Annotated in this window: 19 protein-coding genes and 7 tRNA genes; 19 read left to right on the top strand and 7 right to left on the bottom strand. The window is 43.7% G+C overall.

What is annotated here, in order from left to right; all coding sequences use genetic code 11:
* The first annotated feature begins 103 nt into the window (after positions 1 to 103).
* The 3 genes from VA249_RS17915 to VA249_RS17905 all read left to right on the top strand — a co-directional run bounded on the left by VA249_RS17915 (position 104) and on the right by VA249_RS17905 (position 2,657).
* Positions 104 to 177 (top strand) — tRNA-Cys (locus VA249_RS17915).
* A gap of 393 nt (positions 178 to 570) precedes the next feature.
* Positions 571 to 2,277, top strand: a complete 1,707-nt coding sequence (gene dld, locus VA249_RS17910; RefSeq protein WP_221072174.1) for a D-lactate dehydrogenase — start codon at positions 571 to 573, stop codon at positions 2,275 to 2,277.
* A 134-nt stretch (positions 2,278 to 2,411) separates the two neighbouring features.
* On the top strand, positions 2,412 to 2,657 hold the full coding sequence (locus VA249_RS17905) for a nitrite reductase (RefSeq protein WP_128812957.1): 246 nt from the start codon (positions 2,412 to 2,414) through the stop codon (positions 2,655 to 2,657).
* A 142-nt stretch (positions 2,658 to 2,799) separates the two neighbouring features.
* Here the strand turns inward: VA249_RS17905 and VA249_RS17900 are convergent, their stop codons facing one another.
* Positions 2,800 to 3,588 carry a lipase family protein gene (locus VA249_RS17900; RefSeq protein ID WP_221072228.1) on the bottom strand — a complete coding sequence of 263 codons (789 nt, stop codon included), beginning with the start codon at positions 3,586 to 3,588 and terminating at the stop codon, positions 2,800 to 2,802.
* Between the two features lie 329 nt (positions 3,589 to 3,917).
* On the opposite strand from VA249_RS17900, the gene VA249_RS17895 reads away from it, so the two are divergent.
* The 12 genes from VA249_RS17895 to cobA all read left to right on the top strand — a co-directional run bounded on the left by VA249_RS17895 (position 3,918) and on the right by cobA (position 12,976).
* Positions 3,918 to 4,004: transfer RNA gene (locus VA249_RS17895), tRNA-Leu, on the top strand.
* 27 nt (positions 4,005 to 4,031) lie between these two features.
* Positions 4,032 to 4,107 (top strand) — tRNA-Gly (locus tag VA249_RS17890).
* 30 nt (positions 4,108 to 4,137) lie between these two features.
* Positions 4,138 to 4,211 (top strand) — tRNA-Cys (locus tag VA249_RS17885).
* 541 nt (positions 4,212 to 4,752) lie between these two features.
* Positions 4,753 to 4,839 (top strand) — tRNA-Leu (locus tag VA249_RS17880).
* Between the two features lie 41 nt (positions 4,840 to 4,880).
* A tRNA-Cys gene (locus VA249_RS17875) sits at positions 4,881 to 4,954 on the top strand.
* Between the two features lie 407 nt (positions 4,955 to 5,361).
* Positions 5,362 to 5,435: transfer RNA gene (locus VA249_RS17870), tRNA-Cys, on the top strand.
* A gap of 399 nt (positions 5,436 to 5,834) precedes the next feature.
* Positions 5,835 to 6,353: a hypothetical protein gene (locus tag VA249_RS17865; RefSeq protein ID WP_128812956.1), complete on the top strand. Its 519-nt coding sequence runs from the start codon at positions 5,835 to 5,837 to the stop codon at positions 6,351 to 6,353.
* Positions 6,354 to 6,400: 47 nt separating this feature from the next.
* Positions 6,401 to 7,837 (top strand): sensor domain-containing diguanylate cyclase, encoded by a 1,437-nt coding sequence (locus VA249_RS17860; protein ID WP_221072173.1) that lies wholly within the window; start codon positions 6,401 to 6,403, stop codon positions 7,835 to 7,837.
* A gap of 221 nt (positions 7,838 to 8,058) precedes the next feature.
* Positions 8,059 to 10,623, top strand: a complete 2,565-nt coding sequence (nirB, locus tag VA249_RS17855) for a nitrite reductase large subunit NirB (protein WP_221072172.1) — start codon at positions 8,059 to 8,061, stop codon at positions 10,621 to 10,623.
* 12 nt (positions 10,624 to 10,635) lie between these two features.
* The gene (nirD, locus tag VA249_RS17850; protein WP_221072171.1) at positions 10,636 to 10,959 is read left to right on the top strand and encodes a nitrite reductase small subunit NirD; all 324 of its coding nucleotides are present in this window, start codon (positions 10,636 to 10,638) and stop codon (positions 10,957 to 10,959) included.
* Positions 10,960 to 11,143: 184 nt separating this feature from the next.
* Positions 11,144 to 11,992: a formate/nitrite transporter family protein gene (locus tag VA249_RS17845; RefSeq protein ID WP_221072170.1), complete on the top strand. Its 849-nt coding sequence runs from the start codon at positions 11,144 to 11,146 to the stop codon at positions 11,990 to 11,992.
* Positions 11,993 to 12,214: 222 nt separating this feature from the next.
* A complete protein-coding gene (cobA, locus tag VA249_RS17840) occupies positions 12,215 to 12,976 on the top strand; it encodes a uroporphyrinogen-III C-methyltransferase (RefSeq protein ID WP_221072168.1) in 762 nt (253 codons plus the stop codon).
* Between the two features lie 144 nt (positions 12,977 to 13,120).
* Here cobA and VA249_RS17835 read toward each other — a convergent pair whose 3' ends face one another.
* On the bottom strand, positions 13,121 to 13,561 hold the full coding sequence (locus VA249_RS17835) for a DUF4174 domain-containing protein (RefSeq protein WP_211917165.1): 441 nt from the start codon (positions 13,559 to 13,561) through the stop codon (positions 13,121 to 13,123).
* Between the two features lie 193 nt (positions 13,562 to 13,754).
* On the opposite strand from VA249_RS17835, the gene VA249_RS17830 reads away from it, so the two are divergent.
* Positions 13,755 to 14,243, top strand: coding sequence for a LabA-like NYN domain-containing protein (locus VA249_RS17830; protein ID WP_128812949.1), 489 nt, complete (start codon positions 13,755 to 13,757; stop codon positions 14,241 to 14,243).
* Between the two features lie 196 nt (positions 14,244 to 14,439).
* Here VA249_RS17830 and VA249_RS17825 read toward each other — a convergent pair whose 3' ends face one another.
* Positions 14,440 to 14,634: a DUF2986 domain-containing protein gene (locus VA249_RS17825; RefSeq protein WP_221072167.1), complete on the bottom strand. Its 195-nt coding sequence runs from the start codon at positions 14,632 to 14,634 to the stop codon at positions 14,440 to 14,442.
* 72 nt (positions 14,635 to 14,706) lie between these two features.
* Here VA249_RS17825 and VA249_RS17820 point away from each other — a divergent pair, with 72 nt between their 5' ends.
* Both VA249_RS17820 and VA249_RS17815 read left to right on the top strand, forming a co-directional pair.
* Positions 14,707 to 15,216, top strand: coding sequence for a GNAT family N-acetyltransferase (locus tag VA249_RS17820; protein WP_221072165.1), 510 nt, complete (start codon positions 14,707 to 14,709; stop codon positions 15,214 to 15,216).
* Between the two features lie 81 nt (positions 15,217 to 15,297).
* The gene (locus tag VA249_RS17815; RefSeq protein WP_221072163.1) at positions 15,298 to 15,684 is read left to right on the top strand and encodes a nitrous oxide-stimulated promoter family protein; all 387 of its coding nucleotides are present in this window, start codon (positions 15,298 to 15,300) and stop codon (positions 15,682 to 15,684) included.
* A 48-nt stretch (positions 15,685 to 15,732) separates the two neighbouring features.
* On the opposite strand, the gene VA249_RS17810 is transcribed toward VA249_RS17815, so the two are convergent.
* Positions 15,733 to 16,893, bottom strand: a complete 1,161-nt coding sequence (locus tag VA249_RS17810; RefSeq protein ID WP_221072161.1) for an MFS transporter — start codon at positions 16,891 to 16,893, stop codon at positions 15,733 to 15,735.
* 176 nt (positions 16,894 to 17,069) lie between these two features.
* Entirely contained in the window at positions 17,070 to 17,504 is a 435-nt protein-coding gene (gene trxC / locus VA249_RS17805) for a thioredoxin TrxC (RefSeq protein WP_221072159.1), read from the bottom strand.
* Between the two features lie 166 nt (positions 17,505 to 17,670).
* Here trxC and VA249_RS17800 point away from each other — a divergent pair, with 166 nt between their 5' ends.
* Positions 17,671 to 18,756: a ketoacyl-ACP synthase III gene (locus tag VA249_RS17800; RefSeq protein WP_221072157.1), complete on the top strand. Its 1,086-nt coding sequence runs from the start codon at positions 17,671 to 17,673 to the stop codon at positions 18,754 to 18,756.
* 112 nt (positions 18,757 to 18,868) lie between these two features.
* Here VA249_RS17800 and VA249_RS17795 read toward each other — a convergent pair whose 3' ends face one another.
* Together VA249_RS17795 and VA249_RS17790 are read right to left on the bottom strand one after the other, a co-directional pair.
* On the bottom strand, positions 18,869 to 20,134 hold the full coding sequence (locus VA249_RS17795) for a hydroxymethylglutaryl-CoA reductase (RefSeq protein ID WP_221072155.1): 1,266 nt from the start codon (positions 20,132 to 20,134) through the stop codon (positions 18,869 to 18,871).
* Positions 20,135 to 20,706: 572 nt separating this feature from the next.
* Complete coding sequence (locus VA249_RS17790; RefSeq protein WP_221072154.1) at positions 20,707 to 21,717, bottom strand: helix-turn-helix domain-containing protein; 1,011 nt, start codon at positions 21,715 to 21,717, stop codon at positions 20,707 to 20,709.
* Between the last annotated feature and the right edge of the window lie 159 nt (positions 21,718 to 21,876).

The following is a 21,876-nucleotide window of genomic DNA, read 5'->3' as shown; positions in this document are numbered from 1 at the left end:
CAAACAAACTTAAAAAGATAGGTTTTTGTTTGACTCTATTTTCGGAATCCGTAAAGTAGCAACCAACGCAGCGGGGCACAGTCTTCAAAGCGTTGAAAATAAAGGCGCCTTGGCAGAGTGGCTATGCAGCGGATTGCAAATCCGTGGACCTCGGTTCGACTCCGGGAGGCGCCTCCATTTTACGACACGAGTTCAGTCGTGACATTACGATGTATAAACATCGAACAGTAGCCAGCGAAAGCTGGTTTTTTTGTGTCTGTTTTTTGCGGCTGTTGTTTTGCGCCTGTTGTTTTGCGTGAGCAACCTGACAGTCCAGTTATACCCACTTTCTCACTTTCTCACTTTCCCTTTTCCCTATATTTTCTTTTCTTTCCTACGATCCCTTTTGAGCAATCTTTCTCACATTTGTTTTGAAACAGAACAGCGGCATACACCTTTTGGTTTCCTCGATTTGGCGCACATTTGTTAACAAAAAGCTTTGCTATTGTTTCACGAATGAAATGAATTGAATCGTTAATAAACAACGTCAGCCTGACAGCGATACAAGATTTGGGGATTAGAGCGAAGGATATGAAACAAGAGCAGTTAATTGAGACACTGAAAGCCGTTGTCGGAGAAGAAAACGTTCTGACTGATCAGATTAAAACAAAGTACTACCGTACAGGCTTTCGCTCAGGTGGCGGTAAAGCACTTGCCGTGGTATTCCCCAATACGCTTTTAGAGCAATGGAATGTAATAAAGCAATGTGTGGAAAACAATTGCATCGTGATCATGCAAGCAGCCAAAACAGGGTTAACCGAGGGGTCTGCGCCAAGTGGTAGTGATTATGATCGTGATGTAGTGGTGATTAATATCACCAAGATGAAGCAAATATATTTGCTAGATGGGGGTAAGCAAGCGGTATGTTTACCTGGTGCAAGCTTACATTCTCTAGAGAAAGCACTAAAAGCGGTTAACCGTGCGCCGCATTCTGTGATCGGTTCATCCACATTAGGTGCGACTGTGGTTGGTGGTATTGCTAATAACTCTGGTGGGGCGCTAGTGAAACGTGGCCCCGCTTATACAGAACTTGCCGTATTTGCTCAGGTGGATAAACAAGGCAAATTGAATCTGGTTAATCATTTAGGTATTGAGGGGCTAGGCTCTTCACCAGAAGAAATTTTGCAAAACATCCAAGACGGCAATTTTGACCCAGATAAGGTACTTCATGATTCGCGCATGGCATCAGATAAAGAATATGATGACCGTGTCCGTGACGTCACCTCTGATATTCCGTCCCGCTTCAATGCTGATGAACGTCGATTATTTGAGGCGAGTGGTTGTGCTGGCAAATTGGGGGTGTTTGCAGTTCGTGTCGACAGTTATCCAATCCCAGACAAAGAACAGGTTTTTTATCTCGGAACCAATGACCCAAATAAACTAACTCAGTTAAGAAAAGACTTTCTGACTCAATTTAATCACTTGCCAGAAATGGGGGAGTATCTTCACCGTGATATTTTCAACATGGCAGAAAATTACGGCAAAGACGTGTTTTTATCGATTGATCGTTTGGGAACGGATAATTTGCCAACGTTGTTTTCACTCAAAGCAAAAGTTGAGAATATTTTAGATCGCTTGCCCCTCGTGAACAAATATCTTCCCGATACCATGCTGTACTACGTGAGTAAGTTGTTTCCCCAACATTTGCCACCACGTATGTTGGCGTTTCGTGACAAATATGAACACCATCTTGTACTTAAAATGAGTGATGGGGGCATCGAAGAAGCGCAGAAGTATTTAAGAACCGTGTGGAATGCTCATGACGACTGTGACTATTTTGAATGTACGCCGGAAGAGGGTAAAAAAGCTTACTTACATCGTTTTGCCGCAGCGGGGGCCGCTATTCGTTATGAAACTATCCATCGTAAAGAGGTTGAGGACATTGTCGCGCTAGACATTGCGTTACGTCGTAACGATGATGAATGGCTAGAGACGTTACCAGAAGAAGTGAGTAAGAATCTGGTTAAGTCGCTCTATTACGGACACTTTATGTGTTACGTCTTCCATCAAGACTACATATTTAAGAAAGGCACCGACACCAAGTTAATGAAGAAGCTTATGTTGGAGCACTTAAACCGCCGCGGTGCGAAATACCCAGCCGAACACAATGTTGGTCATCTGTATGAAGCAGAAAGTAGTTTGCAGAAGTTTTACCATGAGTTGGACCCAACGAATACGTTCAACCCAGGAATAGGGATGATGGACCGCTACAAGCGCAATTGTAATTGTTGCGCTTAATATTGTGATTTTTTTCCTGTGTGGTGATACTCAAGTTATATATCCATATGATGAAATTTGAGTTTGATATTTATATCATAAATGCTTAACTTGTAATGACTTGGATGCAGATAACATAAAAGGAATGAGACGTTATGGAAGACGTATTGATAGTATTTATAGTATTTGGGGCAATATTTGGTGGTGGTATCGTCAATATGGTCTTAAAGCATCGTAAAGATGTGAAAGCGTTAGAGGTATCTGAACGTAATCAGCTTTCAACGCAAGAGCGTGATGCGCTTAAAAAACAGGTAGCCGCTCTAACTGAAAGAGTCGAAGTACTGGAGCGCATTGTTACTGATCGTAAGTATCAACTGGATCGAGAAATAGCCTCTTTATAACGCCTTTGCAAATTACAGTGAGAAATTGATTCCATTGTGTGACTTTCATAAAGCCGAAACGCTTGCTGCTTTTCGGCTTTTTTCGTTTCATTAATTCAGGTTTGACTCGTATTTTGAGCTATCAGGTGTTTATATCTCTGGATTATCGCTCGTCGAAAAAATCTTTATTGCGGATGTATTTGCTCATTAAGTGATAAGAAAAAGGGCGAATAAGCCAACTCACAATAGAGCGAGCTAAGCGGATCAAAGTAGGGGTGTTTTCGTAAATCCTGCCGTTATATAACCACAGCATTTTTCCAACATGCCAGTAGAGAAAGGGTAGCGGAGGCATAAAGGTCACGATGTCGATATCGCAACAGATGCGATAGGTTTTATGACCCAGTCGATAGTGCTTTTTGAACGCCCAGTCTCCAATTGCAGGTTGACCAAAAGTGACAACACGCTTGATACATTTGGGGTATTTCTTTTCAAGGTAATCAGCAAACACGCAACCAATCGCCCCGCCTGACGAATGCCCAGTGACAGTAATGCGTTTCCCTTGCAAGATCAGTGGAACAACAGTGGCTTCGAGCCTTTCTAGAACGCTCAGGCCCAAACGGTCTTGATTTCTGCTCGGTGTACTTTCTTGGAATAGTAGATGATAGAAGCCACTATGGATTCGGTAACGCAGGCCTAAGTGGTGACAACGACGTGGCCAGATGAAAAAATTCAGTAACCAATCCGAGAGATTGTGGGAGCCTTTTATCACGACCACCACTTCTGTGCGTTTCTTGCTCCAAAGTACACGGATCATGGTTTTGCCGAACTGGTTTTTGATGACCCGCTGTCCATCTGGATCAAACCCATATCGAGTCTGCTTAAAGATTCTAGGGTAGGCTAAGCTACAGAGAACTGCGTAACGTTCGTATTGGTATCGTTTTAATGGTTTCACATAACGGTAAGGTGAGTTGCCCAAGTTTTAACCTTAAGATGGGATTATTAAGGAAAAATGAAAAGCAGACCTTTAATATGTCGTCATTTAATTGGTGTAAAATGCAGGTTCGGAAGAAAAACGTTTTCTGGTAACACGTATTTTCCAGAATGAAATGGTGTGAGTTTGAGCAAAGTGATTGAGTTGTAATCTCTGGTGTTTCTGTTTTAACCACTTGAATAAAAAAGCTAAAAATTTTGTTGACCCAGAATCTAAATGCGTTAAAGTACGCCTCGTTCTCACGGCGAAAGTCGTTGGAGCAGATGGTGTTACCATCGCATGATTGCGTTGCCCTGGTGGTGAAATTGGTAGACACAAGGGATTTAAAATCCCTCGACTTTCGAGTCGTGCCGGTTCAAGTCCGGCCCGGGGCACCATCAATCATTATGTCAGTAGACATGAATGCGACACTAGCTCAGTTGGTAGAGCGCAACCTTGCCAAGGTTGAGGTCACGAGTTCGAACCTCGTGTGTCGCTCCAATATTCATCTTAGGGTATTGGTATCATTAAGGCGCCTTGGCAGAGTGGCTATGCAGCGGATTGCAAATCCGTGGACCTCGGTTCGACTCCGGGAGGCGCCTCCATTCGATAACGATTATCGAGAAAGAACATTGAAAACCTCGTCCGTGTGACGGGGTTTTTTCGTTTCTAGATCAGTCCGTTTATGCCCCTTCTAGTCCGCTTATAGCGATCAAAGTCGTTTCTAGCGATCATAGCCGCTTATACCAATCAGTAGTTTGGTTTCTATATCAACCAGTAGTAACTGAGGCCAATCGTAGTATATAACTCGGCATGTTTCTCATGATAACGGACTATCAATAATTTTCGTTCCTTATCGGGCGAGGTCTTATGTGAACTTTGAGCTATTACTTGGATCACCGACTTTGCTTACTTGTTCTGATTGGGTTTTACCTAGCTGAATCTTAACGTGCCTTGAATACGTGATTACCGTTGTTAAAACTTAACCAAATTGCATGTTTTATAATTGATTTGTCTGTATGTTAAGCGATTGAATGCTCAAAACTAATTTTTTTGTTGACCGAAAATTTAATTGGGTTAAAGTACGCCTCGTTCTCACGGCGAAAGTCGTTGAAACAGATGGTGTTACCATCGCATGATTGCGTTGCCCTGGTGGTGAAATTGGTAGACACAAGGGATTTAAAATCCCTCGACTTTCGAGTCGTGCCGGTTCAAGTCCGGCCCGGGGCACCATCTACTTCAAATACAAGTTTATTAGAGAACACTATCGGTAAGGCGCCTTGGCAGAGTGGCTATGCAGCGGATTGCAAATCCGTGGACCTCGGTTCGACTCCGGGAGGCGCCTCCATTCGATAACGATTATCGCGAAAGAATTTTGAAAGCCCCGTCCATGTGACGGGGCTTTTCCGTTTCAGAGTTTTAAAGAATGAATTTTTAAAGAATGGAAGTAGGGCGTTTGTTTATTTTCGGCTTATATTCTAGTGCTTAGTGCTTAGTAAGGTAGCCGATAACTCTATTTGGTTTTGAACTGAATACGCGTAAACTTACAATATTCGGTGCCAATAAAAGCTAAGAATAATAGGCGATAGGGCAGTATTAGGATGTTAAGTCGGCAATGTGTTGCTTTTTTTATCGAACAAACCAAAAGAGTGTTTTTTTCTTTGACTCTTTAGAATAAATCATTAAAGTACGCCCCATCGGAACGGCAGTTGTCGTGCTGATACTTCAAACAGCTTCATTCAGAAGCAACAAGATGGCGCCTTGGCAGAGTGGCTATGCAGCGGATTGCAAATCCGTGGACCTCGGTTCGACTCCGGGAGGCGCCTCCATCTCATAAATATGTCTCAATACTACCCCTTTAGTCTTTCCTGATTGTCATCCTAATCCCTTAGTCATCCATTCGTTACATCCAATTATCGTTCGCCTGCTAATTTATTACTTTCGTATTTTCAATTGTTTGATTTTTTGTACCCATCATTCGTTCAATAATAAACACGAGCTTCTGAACTATTGGATTGAATCTAAGTATGTTTGTGTTCGCACACTCTTCTTAACGTTTTTGCTTGAGCTGGTAGAAAATGTTTACACGTATTAGATTTTGTTGCAGGGAAACTAGATGCATTTAATGCGTCTAATTGATACCATCATCTATTCAAGCGGTTGTTCATATTATGGATATATGAGAATTCGCGCCTAATATTGCCGATCACGTCCAAGGAGGGTAACAGATGCTAGATCGTAGGCGAGCTGGAGTTACAGCTTTATTGCTAAGTGTTGTATCGATGGGGGCATTCGCGGCATCTATGGCGAGCTATCCGGATGGGTGGCAAGATTGGCCAGTCGTGAAAGAATCACAAAACCTACCTGCTGATACGGTTCTTCCGCCTGATACTTCCTTGTTTATACAAGAATCTGTCCGAGCTTACAGCTGGATAAACAATGGGCAAGGTTCGCCACTGACTATTCGCGTCAATCCATCTAAATTGGAACAATATAAAACGCATGGCCCTTATACGGATGGACCAACAGCCGTTGCAATCTCAGAAGTGGATGGCATTGTTTGGGTAACGGAACATATTGGTGGGTTAGCGATTTACGGCAGTTACGATCGCGAGGGTAAAGACGTCAGTCATACACACCCAAGTTTAGAGCCAAGTTTTTGTCAAAGTTGCCATACCACTTATCAAGATATCTGTATCAATGGCACTTGCGCTGAACCGGTGCTTGGTGTTTACAAAGATAAGTAATCACTCCGTTGAGTAAGCGTTTATTTGGCTTATTAACGATAAATCAGATGCTTTTTGTATCGCATCTGTTTTTAGTCCTGTCTATCATTTTGGGCATGTCATTTGCTCGCTATCAAAGCGAGTGGGAAATGCGAATCGAGCACGCTGCTGCCATTACGAAATCTCACCTCTCTGCTCAAATGACGTTCTTTTCTTCTTCTATCGCCGGCCGTAATTACGCCAATTTAATGATGCCGTCTACTAAAGAAGATCTCCGTGCGATTGATAAGTTGCTATTTCTCGAAATTTCGGGCGTTTCTGATTACACCAAGCAACCTGTTTCCGTACGTTATTTGTCTCAAGATCATCAAGTCTGGCGAACGGATGTGTCTGACCAAGAAGTCAATGAACTCAAGCAGCGCAAGGCACTGTTAGAGCAAATGTTATCGAAAACAGGCGCAGAAGATACGCTTAAGCAGAAAAAGTTGGGCTACCTCGTCAATAAAACCAGCATTGACCTTGATGCTTTGATTTCAAGTCAGAAACTTAGTGCGACTATTGAACTACCTTGGAGCAAAGCATCTTTAGGACAGTTGGACTATTTCTACGATTCACTCCATTCGGTATTACATGTGTGTGTTCCATTGCGCAATATCAATGGGGGATACATTTGGGTAGTTTTGGATGCAAGTGATTTGGATGCATTCAAGTTGCAGCTTATTACAGAGCTTGTTTATGAGGCGATTATTGCCGCGCTTATATCGATGGTGCTTATCTATATGGTGACGATATGGATTGTCAGTCCACTAACTCGCTTGTCGCTGTCAATGAAAAAGGACATTGAAACGATCGATCAAACACATATTCCAGAAATTACACGCTCAGATGAAATTGGTGATTTGGCACGAGCGTATTCAAGCCTTATTACCAAAATTAAAAATCAGTTACGAGTACTGCGTATGCAGACGGATACGGACACTTTAACTGGGATAGGCTCTCGCTTTCGATACAACCGTATGGGACCGACGCTTGTACTTAACGGGCTTCAGCAGCATAAATACGTGTGTTTTGTGTTGTGTGATATCGACAATTTCAAGAAGTTTAATGATACCTACGGGCATACCGAGGGGGACAATGCGCTATGTGAGGTCGCCAAGGTGTTTAATGAGCATTTAGGGGAGTCTCAACCAGCGTTTCGCTTAGGTGGTGAAGAATTCGCCTTACTTATTTATGGCGATACCATAGATGAAATACATACCAAAGTACAAGGCGTCAGACGTGCTGTAGAACAGATGGCTATTCCTCATGTTAAAAATGAACCGTCCGGTGTTGTGACCATTTCTGTGGGTGCCGTTCCTATAACTACATCAGATAACGCAATAACTCTAGAAGCTTGCCAAACTGGCTTAGAACAAGCTTTTGAAGATGCTGATAAGAACCTGTATGCAGCAAAAGACAAAGGCCGAAACATCGTAATTATGGCGGATACGCTCAATATCAATTAACGATGTTTCTATGTGTAAAAATGTGGCAAAAGTGCCGTTAGGATAGTTTGACTTTCTTTGATTTTGTTTAAATTACGAAAGAATAGATAAAATTATACGAAGTTAGTCACACCTACCCCTTTAGGGTAGTTTTATTTCGTAATTGATTTACATCATGTATTAATTTTCTTTCACAATTAACAATGCGCTCAGTAATAAGAACCTAACCCTTAGGAATTAGAATGAGCAAGTTGAAGCTAGTTGTCATCGGTAACGGCATGGTAGGCCACCGTTACATCGAAGACTTAGTCGATAAAACCGATGTTTCTAATATGGACATTACGGTTTTCTGTGAAGAACCTCGTGTCGCATATGATCGTGTACACCTTTCCTCTTACTTTTCTCACCATACTGCAGACGAGCTTTCCTTAGTAAAAGAAGGTTTCTACGACAAGCACGGAATCAAGATGCTGATCGGCGAACGCGCGATCAACATTAACCGTGAAAATCGCATTGTGTATTCAAGCACTGGACGCGAAGTTCGATACGATAAGCTGATTCTTGCTACTGGCTCATTCCCATTTGTCCCACCAATTAAAGGTCACGAAAGCAAAGACTGTTTTGTTTACCGTACTATCGAAGATCTAAAGGCGATCGAAGCATGTGCGAAAAAGAGCAAATCCGGCGTTGTTATCGGTGGTGGTCTGCTCGGTCTTGAAGCAGCTGGCGCACTGAAAGCACTAGGTGTAGAAACTCACGTTGTTGAATTTGCACCAAAGCTGATGGCAGAACAACTTGACCTTGCTGGTGGTAACCAACTGCGTCAAAAGATCGAGCGTATGGGCGTGAACGTTCACACCAGCAAAAACACGCTTGAGATTGCTGCAGAGGGCACTAACGCTCGCAACGTTATGCGCTTCGCAGACGGCACTGAGCTAGAAACAGACTTCATCGTATTTTCTGCAGGCATTCGTCCACAAGACAAGCTAGCTCGCCAGATGGAGCTAGAAGTGGCCCCTCGTGGTGGTGTTGTAATCAACGACCATTGTCAGACTTCTGATGAGAACATCTATGCGATCGGTGAATGTGCGTCTTGGAATGAAATGTTCTACGGTCTTGTTGCTCCTGGTTACAAGATGGCGACCGTTGCGGTTGATCACTTGCTAGGTAATACAGAAAGCAAATTTGAAGGCGCAGACATGTCTGCGAAGCTGAAATTGCTTGGCGTGAAAGTCGGTTCTATCGGTGACGCAAATGGCCGAACTGAGGGTTGTAAGAGTTACGTTTACCAAAACGAAGAGCAAGAAGTTTACAAGCGTCTTATCGTTTCAGCAGACAACAAGAAATTGCTTGGCGCGGTAATGGTTGGCGATACGTCTGACTACGGCGATCTGCTTCAACTTATGTTGAACGAAATCGACCTACCTGAACACCCAGATGCGTTGATTCTTCCTGCACACGCAGGCGCAGAGAAACCATCACTCGGTGTAGACGCTCTGCCAGAAAGCGCAGTGATCTGTTCATGTTTTGACGTGACAAAAGGCAAGATCGCGCAAGCGGTGGCTGATGGTCATCACACATTGGGTGATATCAAAGCCGTGACAGGCGCAGGTACGGGCTGTGGTGGCTGTATTCCTCTAGTGACGTCAGTACTGAACGCAGAACTTGCGAAATCGGGTATTGAAGTGAAGAGCGACGTGTGTGAGCACTTTGCTTACTCGCGCCAAGAGTTGTTCCACCTTATTCGTATCGAAGAGATCAAAACGTTTGATGAACTTCTAGCAAAATACGGCAAGGGTTACGGCTGCGAAGTGTGTAAACCACTGGCTGGTTCTATCTTGGCATCTTGCTGGGGTGAGCACATTCTTAAGCCACAACTGGTTAAGCTGCACGACACCAACGATAACTTCCTTGGTAACATCCAAAAAGACGGTACGTATTCTGTTATCCCACGTATGGCGGGCGGTGAAGTAACACCTCAAGCACTTGGTGCGCTAGCTAACGTTGCAGCAGAATACAACCTATATACCAAAGTAACCGGTGCTCAGCGTATTGGTCTGTTTGGTGCTCAAAAAGACGATCTTCCAGAGATCTGGCGCAAGCTTATCGACGCTGGTTTCGAAACGGGTCAAGCGTACGCAAAAGCACTTCGTATGGCGAAGACATGTGTGGGCTCAACGTGGTGTCGTTACGGTGTTCAAGATTCTGTTGGTTTGGGCTCTTACATCGAGAACCGTTACAAAGGCATCCGTACTCCACATAAGATGAAGTTTGGCGTCTCTGGCTGTACTCGTGAGTGTGCGGAAGCACAAGGTAAAGACCTTGGCATCATCGCGACTGATGCGGGTTGGAACATGTACGTATGTGGTAACGGCGGCATGAAACCTCGTCACGCAGACCTACTAGCAAGTGATCTAGATAAAGAAACGCTAATTAAGTACATCGACCGCTTCATGATGTTCTACATCCGTACGGCTGCGCCACTACAGCGCACATCGGTTTGGATGGAAAACATGGAAGGTGGCGTGGACTACCTACGCGAAGTGATCGTCAACGATAAACTTGGCATTAACGCTCAGCTTGAAGCCGATGTAGCGAAGCTCGTCGATGAGTTTGAGTGTGAGTGGACGGCGACCGTCAACGATGAATCACAATTGAAACGTTTTGCACACTTCATCAACTCAGACAAGCGCGATGACAACGTTGTGTTTGTTCAAGAGCGTGAGCAACACCGCCCAGCAACGTTCACGGAGAAACACCCTGAAGCGAAAGGCGACATCCTACACGTAGCGATTACAGAAGCATAAGGAAGAGTTGATATGTCATTTGAAAAGATTTGCCAAATCAGCGACATCGTACCGGGCACAGGTGTTTGTGCACTGATTGATGGGAAGCAAGTTGCCGTATTTCGTCCGACGGAAGCAGAAGAAGTCATGGCGATCAGCAACACAGACCCGTTTTTCCAATCAAACGTGCTTTCTCGCGGCTTGATCTGTGAGCACCAAGGTGAGCTTTGGGTGGCAAGTCCACTCAAGAAGCAACGCTTTAACCTGACAACAGGTGCGTGTATGGAAGATGAGCGTTTTAGCGTGAAAGCGTACAAAGCGCGCGTGACCAACGGCGAAGTAGAAATTTCTGCATAAGCTCGATTTGAATTCCCTCCTCTCAGGGGGAGGGAATGCAAAGAACATTAGATTCAATAGACAAAGGCTTTCCCTTGGTCATCTGCGGGGGACAAGGAAGCGAGATGTTACTGAGTTAACGGGAAGCCTTTCTCTATTCAATCTTTAATTTTTAACTTTCACATTTTTGAATAAGGACACATTCATGTCTACTGACTTTAAACCTGCAGAATTCGTGCAAACCATGATCAACGTGGGTGAAGCGAAAACCAACACCAGTACTCGCGATCTTCTTCTTCGCGGCACGATGGCTGGTATTATTCTTTCTCTGGCGGTTGTGGTAGCAATTACGGCGATGGTACAAACAGGCATTGGCCTTGTAGGGGCACTTGTATTCCCTGTTGGCTTTGTGATTCTCAGCGTCATGGGCTATGACTTAGTGACCGGCGTTTTCGGCCTTGCACCATTAGCGAAGTTCGCCAATCGTCCTGGCATCACGTGGAATCGCATCTTCCGTTGTTGGGGACTTGTTGGTTTGGGTAACCTAATCGGTTCTCTGATCGTTGCTTACCTAGTGGCTATCTCTTTGACTGGTAACTTCTCTCTAGAATTAAATGCAGTAGCGAAGAAATTTGTCGCGGTTTCTACCGCACGTAGCCTTGGTTTCGAGAATATGGGTATGGACGGATGGATCACGTGTTTCGTACGCGGCATCTTCTGTAACCTAATGGTGTGTCTAGGCGTTATTGGCAACATGACCGCTCGTTCAGTGTCTGGTCGTGTGGCAATGATGTGGTTCCCAATCTTCATCTTCTTCGCGTTAGTATTTGAGCACACAGTCGTAAACATGTTCCTATTCCCACTAGGTATGATTCTAGGTGCGGATTTTGGCATTGCGACATGGTTGAACTTCAATCTAATCCCAACCATTTTGGGTAACATTGTTGGTGGTCTAGTGATGACATGTATTCCACTGTACCTAACTCACGCAAAAACTGCGCCTTCTATCAATGCGCAGGACGAAGTAAAAGCAGATCCTGCAATGGCTAAATAACCATTAACTGGTAATTCGCTTAAGGGTAATTCGCTTAATATGGTCCCGCTTCTGGATGGGCGGGACTGTTCTCTAACTTGGATTTCAATTTTTAACTTTCACTTTCGCGACATATTTTATTGGTTTAGCTATAAAAAGTAATAACTCCTTAGAGTGGTTTTAGCCCTAAGTGAATAATGCGAGTGTTACTCTTTATATCTAAATTTTTCGATAGGCGTTGATATGACTACTGCTCACTCATCTTTAAACAGCGGCTTTGTTTCTCTTGTTGGTGCAGGTCCAGGTGATCCTGATTTGCTCACAGTAAAAGGCTTAAAAGCAATTCAAGCGGCTGAAGTGGTTGTGTATGACCGTTTAGTGTCGAAAGACATTCTCGAACTAGCGCACGCATCAGCAGAGATGATTTATGTAGGTAAGAAGTTAGACTTTCATTGCGTACCACAAGATCAAATCAATCAAATATTGGTACAAAAAGCACAAGAGGGTAAGCGTGTAGTACGCCTAAAAGGTGGCGATTCGTTTATTTTTGGTCGTGGTGGTGAAGAGCTAGAACAGTTAGCCGAGTTTGGCATCAAATACGAAGTGGTTCCGGGTATTACGGCCGCTGCTGGCGCGACAGCTTATGCAGGTATTCCTTTGACGCATCGCGATCACGCACAGAGCGTTCAATTTATTACAGGACATGTACAAAAAGATGGCCGTGAGATTGAATGGCACTCATTAGCACAGTCAAATAACACGCTTGTGTTCTATATGGGACTCAAACAAAGTGGTCATATCATGGATAAACTGATCACGCATGGGTTAGCCCCTGAAATGTCGTGCGCTATTATCGAAAATGGTACGCGACCAGAGCAACGAGTGTTTCAAGGAAAGTTGAGTGAATTGGCGAATATGGCTGAGAAAGCAGTAAGCCCGGCATTGATTGTAGTTGGTAGCGTTACTCAGCTGCACAACAAACTGGATTGGTTTGGCAAACGCTAACTTTCCAAAAGCAAATTTCCTAACAGCTAGGTCTCATAATAGCCAAGTTTCATAATAGCTAATCCTCATAAAAACTAATTCTCATAATAAATAAGCGTCATAGCAGCTAAGTTTCATCATAACTTGGCTGCACATGGCTAAACGTTAGATAGCACAAGGGCTGCGTTTCTGTTGCATTTCTCTTTTTCGCATTGGCATTTGATCAATGAGGTTATTGATGAATTGCCAATCGGTTTTTGCGCCCCAGCGGTGTTTTTCTTCACCGTCTTTGCCTAGTAGAATTGCAGTGTGTTGACCTTGCTTTACTTGGTAGAGCTTGGCAAGCATCTTCAAATCGAATTCTTCTTTTAACCACGCCGGCTGGGTAAACCCATCTTCAGCAATCACCAGTGTGACAATGTCACGGTCTTCGAGTTCGCATTCGTTCATCAAGGCTTCGAGCAAAAACTGCTTAACGTGGTCATCATTAGTCGGTGCAAAATACAGCACACTTCTATGTGGCCAGTATTGACCATGTGACGGATAGCCAAAAGCAGCAGTGGACACGAGGCACGAAACCAACAGAGCGAGTACTTTGTGTATCATGACATTACTCCTTTAAACGCGAACAACAAGTCTGGTCACGCTTGTAAACCAAGTCACTCTTGCTGAACTAAGTCTTTGACAAAGGCACCTTGAGATTACTTGTCTATATACGTAAGTTTAGTGGAAATCGCTCATTGTGCTTTTGGACAAAGTCGCTTAGGGTATGCAGCAAAAGATAAGGCGTATGAAATAGATGAGTTCGGAAAATAAACAAACAGTCGCAATTCTTGCTGATGTGCAGAATGTGTATTACACCTGCCGAGAAGCGTATCGCGCTAATTTTGACTACAACCAATTCTGGTATGTGGCGACACAGGACAAACATGTGGTCAGTGCTCGCGCTTATGCTATTGCTAGTAACGATCCTAAACAGCGTCAATTCCATCATATTTTACGTGGTGTAGGCTTTGAAGTGATGCTAAAACCTTTTATTCAGCGCAGAGATGGTAGCGCTAAAGGGGATTGGGATGTTGGCATCACGCTCGATGCGATAGAGATTGCTCCAGAGGTAGACGAAGTGATTCTGGTTTCTGGTGATGGTGATTTTACGATGTTAGTTGAGCGTATCCAGCAACGTTTTAATAAGAAAGTCACTGTTTATGGCGTACCGAAGCTCACGTCTCAGACTCTTATAGACGCGGCGGACAGTTTTATTGCAATAGAAGATGATTTTTTGCTGTAGAAAGTGATTTTTTGCTGCAGACGGTGATTGGCTGTAAAGAGTTATTCGTTGTAATTTCTTTTTTTTGTAATCGCTTATTTGTGGTGATGAATGTTAAGAACAGAGGTGAATTGATCGCACGATCAATTCACCGTTGTGATGCCGTAGAACTGATGAACGTCGACACTTGTTCAACTCTACGGATTAGCGAAAGTTATTAACTTTGCTCACCAACCTCACTTTCTACCGCGTTATCAGCACCTTGCTCAACTGCTTGGTTTTGCTCTTCTGCTTCCATTTTTGCACGTTCAGCTTTAGAGATGTAACGAGGCTTGTTGCTTTTGTGCAGTTTTGAATTCTGCTTCTTTAGCTTTGATTTTAAAATTTGGTTGATTTTCTTCTTGCGGTTCATGGTGTTGGTCCTTTAATTTAGCGGGGCAGAATAGTGATTTTTCCGCTAAGTTACAAGCCTAATGGATACCCTATGAGAACACTTTATACAGAGCGCCTAATACTACGTCTTGTTAGTGTAGAAGATGCGCCGTTTATTTTAGAGCTCTACAACCAACCAGACTTTTATCGTTTTGTTGGAGATAAGCAAATTCGCTCCCTTGAAGAAGCGGAACGTTATATTCAAGATAACATGCTACGCATGCAAGAACGGAAAGGTGTGAGTTTGTTGGTCGTTGAAACCAAAGCGAATAACCAGCCAATTGGGATTTGTGGTTTGGTGAAGCGTGATACTTTAACCGCGTTTGACATTGGTTACGGCTATTTGCCAGCTGCTTATGGTAAAGGCTATGCCATTGAGGCTGCGCAAGCGGTAATGCGTCATGCGCGAGATGGAATGCAAATAGAAAACTTGGTTGCCATCACCAATAATGACAATCTTCGTAGTATTTCGTTGTTAGGTAAGCTCGGCTTCCAGTTTGAACGTGTCGAGCAAACTTACGACAATGTTAGAACGTTACAGCTTTACACTATGGCATTGTAGTTCAACGTTGTAGTTTGACGTTGACTTAGATTTCGGTCGAGGCTGATTTAGTGTAAGGTTTATTTAGTTTAAGGCTGATGTATGAGCGACATTTTAATCGGTAAACTTGCCACTGAATTTAAAACCGTCAAGGCGATGGTAGAGGTTTATTGCAAAGATCACCATGGTACTCGTCATCATGACGGTGGTGGGCTTTGTGTAGAGTGTCGTGAATTATTGGAATACGCAGAAGTGCGACTAGATCGTTGCCCGTATGGGGAAGATAAGCCGACGTGCAATAAATGTCCAATTCACTGCTATAAACCAGAGCCAAAAGAGCAAATGCGGTTGGTTATGCGTTATTCGGGGCCAAGAATGTTACTCAAACATCCTATTTTGGCCATTCGTCACTTAGTGCATGAGAAACGGCGCGTTCCGGAAAAACCGATTGCCAATGCATCTAACCGACATCGAAGAATGAACAAATAAAAACGAGGACACTAGGTCCTCGTTTTTATTATCATGATTTGGTTAGGATTATAAGCCGGCAGCCATTTGGTGCTTTGATTTGGTCGCGGCAAGTAACATGTAGATGCACGTAGCAAGTAAAGCCGCGAACAAGTAACCCAACAAGCCGTGCATTTGACCCATGAATTTATCCGCAACGACAGGGCCAGCAACAGAACCAATGCTGTAGCTGAACAACATCACTTGAGCGGCTGATACGATAAAGCGCTCGTCTAAACCCTCACAACCTAAGTTAATCGCGATTGGGTAAAGGGCAAAAGTTGCCATGCCTAATAGGAACAGTGATGCCGCAAGCACTACCGCTGACGAAGAGATGAACGTCAGACCGATAGAGAAAATACCGAGAATACAGAAAAACGCCATTAGTACGGTGCGGCTCATGTACTTGTTTAATGCGGTAACCATAGGTTGAACTAACATACCGCCAAGAATGACAAGTGCCATCAGCGTACCAATGTCTTGGTGACTGATCTTGCGGTTCGCAAGTTCTACCGGCATTAGACCATAGATTGCACCAAGCGTTAGACCCGAAACCACACAACCAATAATAGCAGCATGGTTGAGTTTAGAAATTTGCTTAAACGATAGCGCCATTGATTCTTGGCTGTTTGGTTGTTCACAATCGATGAACATCAGCACAAGCATTGCGATTAAGATTAATGTCGTGATCGCAATGAAAGGTACGCCACCACTCACGCCAAGAATGCCAATACCAAATTGGCCTAGTGCTGAACCACCGTAAAGTGACAGCATGTAAAGACTTAAACGTTTTGCGCGAGAGGATTCGTCACCAGACATTAACCAAGATTCAACAATGACAAATACCCCCGCAACTGCAATACCAGCAATGAAACGTGCAAGTAGCCAAACCATACCATTCGGTATAAGTGGTAAGATTACGATAGTTAGCGAGAATGCCGCTAAACAGCCGATGAACGCTTTGCGATGGCCAACACTATGCACGATGCGCTCAAAGAAAATTGCACCGAACAGTAGGCCACCATAGAACACACTCGCCAACCAACTCGCGTAATCAGCAGAGATGTTGTATTCACCAAGCATAAGAGGGATCAAGCTCATCAAATAGCCTGATGCCACTGCATAAAGAGACAGTGCTACGACAGGAACTGTGACTCGTGGTGATGCTGAAGGAATGGCTGTGTTTTCCAATGTTTTGCGCCTATAAATTAAGTAAAAATCAGGGGTTATGCGGCGCGAATATGAGGCTAATTAATAGGCAAGTAAAACGATTATTTTCATCCGTGTCGATAAAATAAATTTATCGATATTCTATGAGGAATTCATGCATAAAAACGCCAGCTTGAGGGCCAAGCTGGCGTGTGAAATTACTTATTAAGTGCTTGATTTAACCATTGTTCAAATTGGTTTTTTGGCAGCGCTCCGTTGATCATGTCGACACGTTGTCCATCCTTGAAAACCATAATAGTCGGGATACTACGAATACCAAACTGTGCGGCGAGTTGTTGTTCTGTTTCTGTATCAATCTTGACAAAACGAACGTTTCCGGCCTGATCTTGTGCCACATCAGCGAAAACAGGGGCAAAACCGACGCAGGGATTACACCATGGCGCCCAAAAATCGACCACTACTGGTGTGTTACTTTGCAACAGTGCTGAAAAGTTATCGACAGTACCCTCAATCGGCGTACCGTCAAATAAAGCGCTCTTGCATTTGCCGCAGTTTGCTGACTCAGCAACACGTTCATTGGGAACACGATTTAAACCGCCGCAAGACGGGCAACGAGTTTTAAACGATGACATGACTTCTTCCTTTATGACAACTTGATGAAAACATGACTTATCAGCCTGCTTCATTATTTGTATACTTAATTTTTAGCCTGCTACAAAATAAAAGTAGCAAGTCTTTATTTGGACCTAAACAGGTTCTAAGAAATTTCATTAAAATACAACAATAAATAGGTCTGCGATGACAAATTACTATGCTGAAATTACTGGTTGGGGAAAATGCCTCCCGCCAGCTACGCTCTCAAACGATGACCTTAGTACTTTCCTTGAGACCTCTGACGAATGGATTCGGACTCGAACAGGCATTGAAAACCGTCGCATTAGCCATGTAAATACCTCGGATATGGCCACCGTAGCTGCGCAGCATGCAATGGCTCGGGCAGGGGTAGAAGCGAGCGATATAGATTTGATCATTGTGGCGACATGCTCGCCAGATTCACTCATTCCCAATATTGCTTCTAAGGTGCAACAAAACCTTGGTATCCGCTCTGCTGCGGCATTCGATTTAAACGCGGCATGTACAGGTTTTGTGTATGGCCTTGAAACCGGAACGCGTTTGATTCAGTCCGGCAATTACCGTAACGCAATCATCATTGGTGCAGAACGCCTTTCTTTTTACATTGATTGGGCAATGCGTGATACCGCTGTGTTGTTTGGTGATGGTGCCGGTGCTGTTGTACTGACACGCACAGAGCAAGAAACGGGCTTACTGCAATCACAAATTGGCTGTGATGCAAAAGGGCGCGATATTCTTTCTGTACCAAAGTTTGGTACTTGCATGGACCGTTTTGCTGAAGACAACGGTTACTGGGACTTCAATTTTGTTGGTCAAGAGATCTTTAAGCGTGCAGTAAAAGGCATGGGACTTGCTGCAAAAACGGTGTTGAAAGCATCTCAACTCTCTACGGACCAAATAGATGTGGTGATTCCGCACCAAGCAAACATTCGTATTATTCAAACCTTGTGTGATTTATCGGGTATCCCACAAGAAAAAGCGTTTGTGAACATCCAGAACTATGGCAATACATCGGCTGCCACAGTGCCAATCGCATTATGTGAAGCATTAGAGCAAGGTCGAGTAAAACCTGGCGACAACATGCTTCTTGCTGCATTTGGTGCAGGTCTTACTTGGGGCGCGGCTGTTTTAAAATGGGGTGACCGCGTAACGCCAATTTCAGAAAGTGACGCAGCTCTAGCAGAATCGGATAAGTCTGCGCTTGAGTTACTTGAGCGAGCGATCAAACTGTGCAACGAACGTCAGCGATAAATGCAGCTACTTATTAGCCTCAACTCATGATGGCCTAAAGCTGATACCAAGTTGAGATTAAATATAGAGAGGGAGCGATGACGCTCCCTTTTTGTATGGCACAAAATCGGAACTACTTTTTTCGTGCGAGCTTATGATGTGCTCGTGAGAAGTGGTCAGCACAGAATGCGCCGACAATAGAAAGTTCGCCTGCCAAGCATAACCCTGCGGCAACTTCTGCTAATGCTTTGGCTTTTCCGTTGCCGTGCAATCCAAGGATATCAAGACAGGCTTTTTGAGTTGGAAGTCCGGTACCACCGCCAACAGTTCCGACCATAATATTGGGAAGTGTCACTGAAGCGTAGAGATTCCCATGGGTATCGACGTCCATTCGAGTGATACCAACGGCAGACTCCGCGACACACGCCGCATCTTGACCGCAAGCGATGTATAACGCGGTAAGGGCATTAGCATAATGAGCATTAATGCCAATTGAGCCACTCAACAACCCACCAACCGTGTTCATTTCCCCAAACTTGACCATGCTTTCTGGCGTGGTATGTAAATACTTTTCCACCAAGTTGGCTGGAATGGTCACTTCGGCGGAGACTTTTTTCCCGCGTACAGAACGCAACGTGTGTGAGTTTGCTTTTTTATCGCCAGATAGATTGCCATCTAAGAATGCGTCAGTAGGAGTGACAGGGCTGTTCTGCAGAATGTAGTGGAACACTTTATGCGTGGCAATCGTGACCATGTTTTGTCCCGACGCATCACCAGTAACGTATTCGAATACCAAGTAAACATGATTTCCCTCAATACTCACATTGATGTCTTTTAATTTTCCGTGCGTAGTCGTGGATTCCGCTTCTTTACGAAATGCATCATATTGCGTCACGACCCAACTTACGAACTGGGCCGCTTCAGCGAGCGTTTGAAAACCAAATACTGGAGTACGGCTGACGCCCTCACTGATTAACAATGCACTCGCACCACCAGCGGCGGTGATTAGGTTTGCTCCACGATTGTAGGACGCCACTAAAGCCGCTTCCGTTGTCGCAAGTGGAACGAGGAAATCATCGTTGGCAAATGACCCATTGATGCGTAATGGCCCAGCTATGCCAACTGGCACGTTGACGGTTCCAATAAAGTGCTCAATATTATTGGCGTATGCTTGGCTGTGGGACTGAGTGAAAGGATCCAGCAAAAGATCTTTGTTCGTCAACGATTCAAGAACATGCCAACGACGCTTAAGATGTTTATCTGTGAGACCTGCACTTAGGCACAACTTTTTCGCTGCTGGGTGATATTTCGGTTCTAATGCCGATTGTAGTTTTTGACTGCTTTCCATATCAGAGAGTGCAGAGCGGTTCCTTGCGCTGTCTAAGTTTAGTTTCGGCATACAAACATTTCTTTATGAGTTTGGCTTGAAATTGTAGTGATACGAAGCTTGATTACAATGCTCTATATACGTTTTGCAACAAAACCATCCGGTGTCATGGGTTTGCGTGCTTTAGGAAAAACACTGGAGTGGTGGATTGGTCGTATTTGTCGATAATTATCGAGCTTACTATGGTCGTTAACTCTCTGAAATACGGTTACAAATTAGTTTCCTCATTGTAAGAGTTACTTTTGTGAGCGTGATAAATTGAGAAAATTTCATCATGTCAAATTTGTGTAAAGTGTTTGAGCTACTTTAATTCCGGTCAGAATTTCATGAGCTGAACGTCAACAGTGGCGTAAAATGGTAAATAACTTGGTGCGGACGACGGCATAATAGCCACACGTTTTCAATTGAGGGCAAGACATGATTGTTTATTTTCGAGTAAAAGATGTAGAAGTGCTTTGTGATGAAATCGACCTAGCAACGCTAATGCAAGCAAAACTCAAACAATTACCAAAAATGAAGCCTCAAGCGGACTGAGCATAGATAAACACTTAGCATAGATAAGCACTGAGCATAGATTAGCAATATCATGCACCTGAAGCATTCAGTGCGATGGATTGTTTATATACTTTAGGAGATAGCCCGGACACTCTTTTAAATGCACGTGAGAAGTGCGAAATACTCGTATAGCCAAGTTGATTGGAAATATATGTGAGAGAGTGTCCTTCTTCCATTAATTCACAAGAAACGGAAAACATTAAAGACTCTTTTACGTGACGAAAAGAGGTACTTTCATTCTGTAACTTCCTCTGAAAAGTGCGGACAGAATAATTGAGTATGTGGGCGGCATCGTCGATAGATAAATTTCGTTCTCGTACGTATGGTCGTAAAAGTTCAAACACACTATCGGTAAAACTGGTATGCCATTGGATTTTCCTAGGCTCCTCACTCAGTTGTGATTCGGTTATTTGAATTGGGGTATTTAGTACACTTTTGGGTAGCAGTACGCCTGTTTTTTCTTGACCGATGAAGATCTGGCATGAATTCGGGAGTGCACTTTTTACAACATCCCCACAATGACTCTGCAAGCGTATTTTTGTTGGTGTCCATGAAGAGTTTGTGAGTATGCGAATTAACTCAATAATGTAAATAACGGCAAAAGTTTCCGACCAATCTGAGACTTGAGTGTCTCTCTCTTCAGAGAATCGGCAAAACCAGGAATGATCATGAATGGTTTCAAAAGTAACGAGACTACCAGGAGAATCCAAACTAAAGATGTCATTGATATGCTGCATGGCATCGTTAATGGTCGGGAATTGCGTAAACTGATGCAAGACATTGGGTATGATTCTTCGGCGAAAAACAAACCCTAACAAATCTGTGAATTTGGTAACACCGAATTGCGTTGAGGTGAGATGTATTAATCGTTTGATGGATTTAGATGGGATGAAGTCACTGTCAGTTTGAAACAAGTCAGCAGGTAACCCCGAATCGTGAAGCAGTTTGTGTTTGTCTAAGCCGTAATCTGCAAATACCTCGACGAGAATTCGTGCGTAGTTAGTTTGGACAACGGGTAAATGAAACGTTTGATTCGGCATTAATGGGAACTCCTTTTCCATCCGAATAACTTTGAAGAACTCCGGTATATCAAGTTTTTATGTTAGTTCAAAATGAACCATTTTAGATATAGCTCTCTAATTTCATTTGAAAATATTGAACCTTCATCAGGACGGTATATTCTTAAAATTGTTCGATCT

The sequence above is a fragment of the Vibrio alfacsensis genome, assembly GCF_019670485.1.
Lineage (GTDB): Bacteria > Pseudomonadota > Gammaproteobacteria > Enterobacterales > Vibrionaceae > Vibrio > Vibrio alfacsensis.
This window is presented reverse-complemented; position numbering and strand designations above follow the sequence as displayed.

Coding starts and splice junctions, on each gene's coding strand:
- VA249_RS17835 (WP_211917165.1), bottom strand. CDS start 13,561: ATGATACACAAAGTACTCGCTCTGTTGGTTTCGTGCCTCGTGTCCACT.
- nirB (WP_221072172.1), top strand. CDS start 8,059: ATGAGCAAGTTGAAGCTAGTTGTCATCGGTAACGGCATGGTAGGCCAC.
- VA249_RS17815 (WP_221072163.1), top strand. CDS start 15,298: ATGAGCGACATTTTAATCGGTAAACTTGCCACTGAATTTAAAACCGTC.
- VA249_RS17830 (WP_128812949.1), top strand. CDS start 13,755: ATGAGTTCGGAAAATAAACAAACAGTCGCAATTCTTGCTGATGTGCAG.
- VA249_RS17795 (WP_221072155.1), bottom strand. CDS start 20,134: ATGCCGAAACTAAACTTAGACAGCGCAAGGAACCGCTCTGCACTCTCT.
- VA249_RS17865 (WP_128812956.1), top strand. CDS start 5,835: ATGCTAGATCGTAGGCGAGCTGGAGTTACAGCTTTATTGCTAAGTGTT.
- trxC (WP_221072159.1), bottom strand. CDS start 17,504: ATGTCATCGTTTAAAACTCGTTGCCCGTCTTGCGGCGGTTTAAATCGT.
- VA249_RS17860 (WP_221072173.1), top strand. CDS start 6,401: ATGCTTTTTGTATCGCATCTGTTTTTAGTCCTGTCTATCATTTTGGGC.
- VA249_RS17800 (WP_221072157.1), top strand. CDS start 17,671: ATGACAAATTACTATGCTGAAATTACTGGTTGGGGAAAATGCCTCCCG.
- VA249_RS17790 (WP_221072154.1), bottom strand. CDS start 21,717: ATGCCGAATCAAACGTTTCATTTACCCGTTGTCCAAACTAACTACGCA.
- VA249_RS17845 (WP_221072170.1), top strand. CDS start 11,144: ATGTCTACTGACTTTAAACCTGCAGAATTCGTGCAAACCATGATCAAC.
- cobA (WP_221072168.1), top strand. CDS start 12,215: ATGACTACTGCTCACTCATCTTTAAACAGCGGCTTTGTTTCTCTTGTT.
- VA249_RS17825 (WP_221072167.1), bottom strand. CDS start 14,634: ATGAACCGCAAGAAGAAAATCAACCAAATTTTAAAATCAAAGCTAAAG.
- VA249_RS17820 (WP_221072165.1), top strand. CDS start 14,707: ATGAGAACACTTTATACAGAGCGCCTAATACTACGTCTTGTTAGTGTA.
- nirD (WP_221072171.1), top strand. CDS start 10,636: ATGTCATTTGAAAAGATTTGCCAAATCAGCGACATCGTACCGGGCACA.
- dld (WP_221072174.1), top strand. CDS start 571: ATGAAACAAGAGCAGTTAATTGAGACACTGAAAGCCGTTGTCGGAGAA.
- VA249_RS17905 (WP_128812957.1), top strand. CDS start 2,412: ATGGAAGACGTATTGATAGTATTTATAGTATTTGGGGCAATATTTGGT.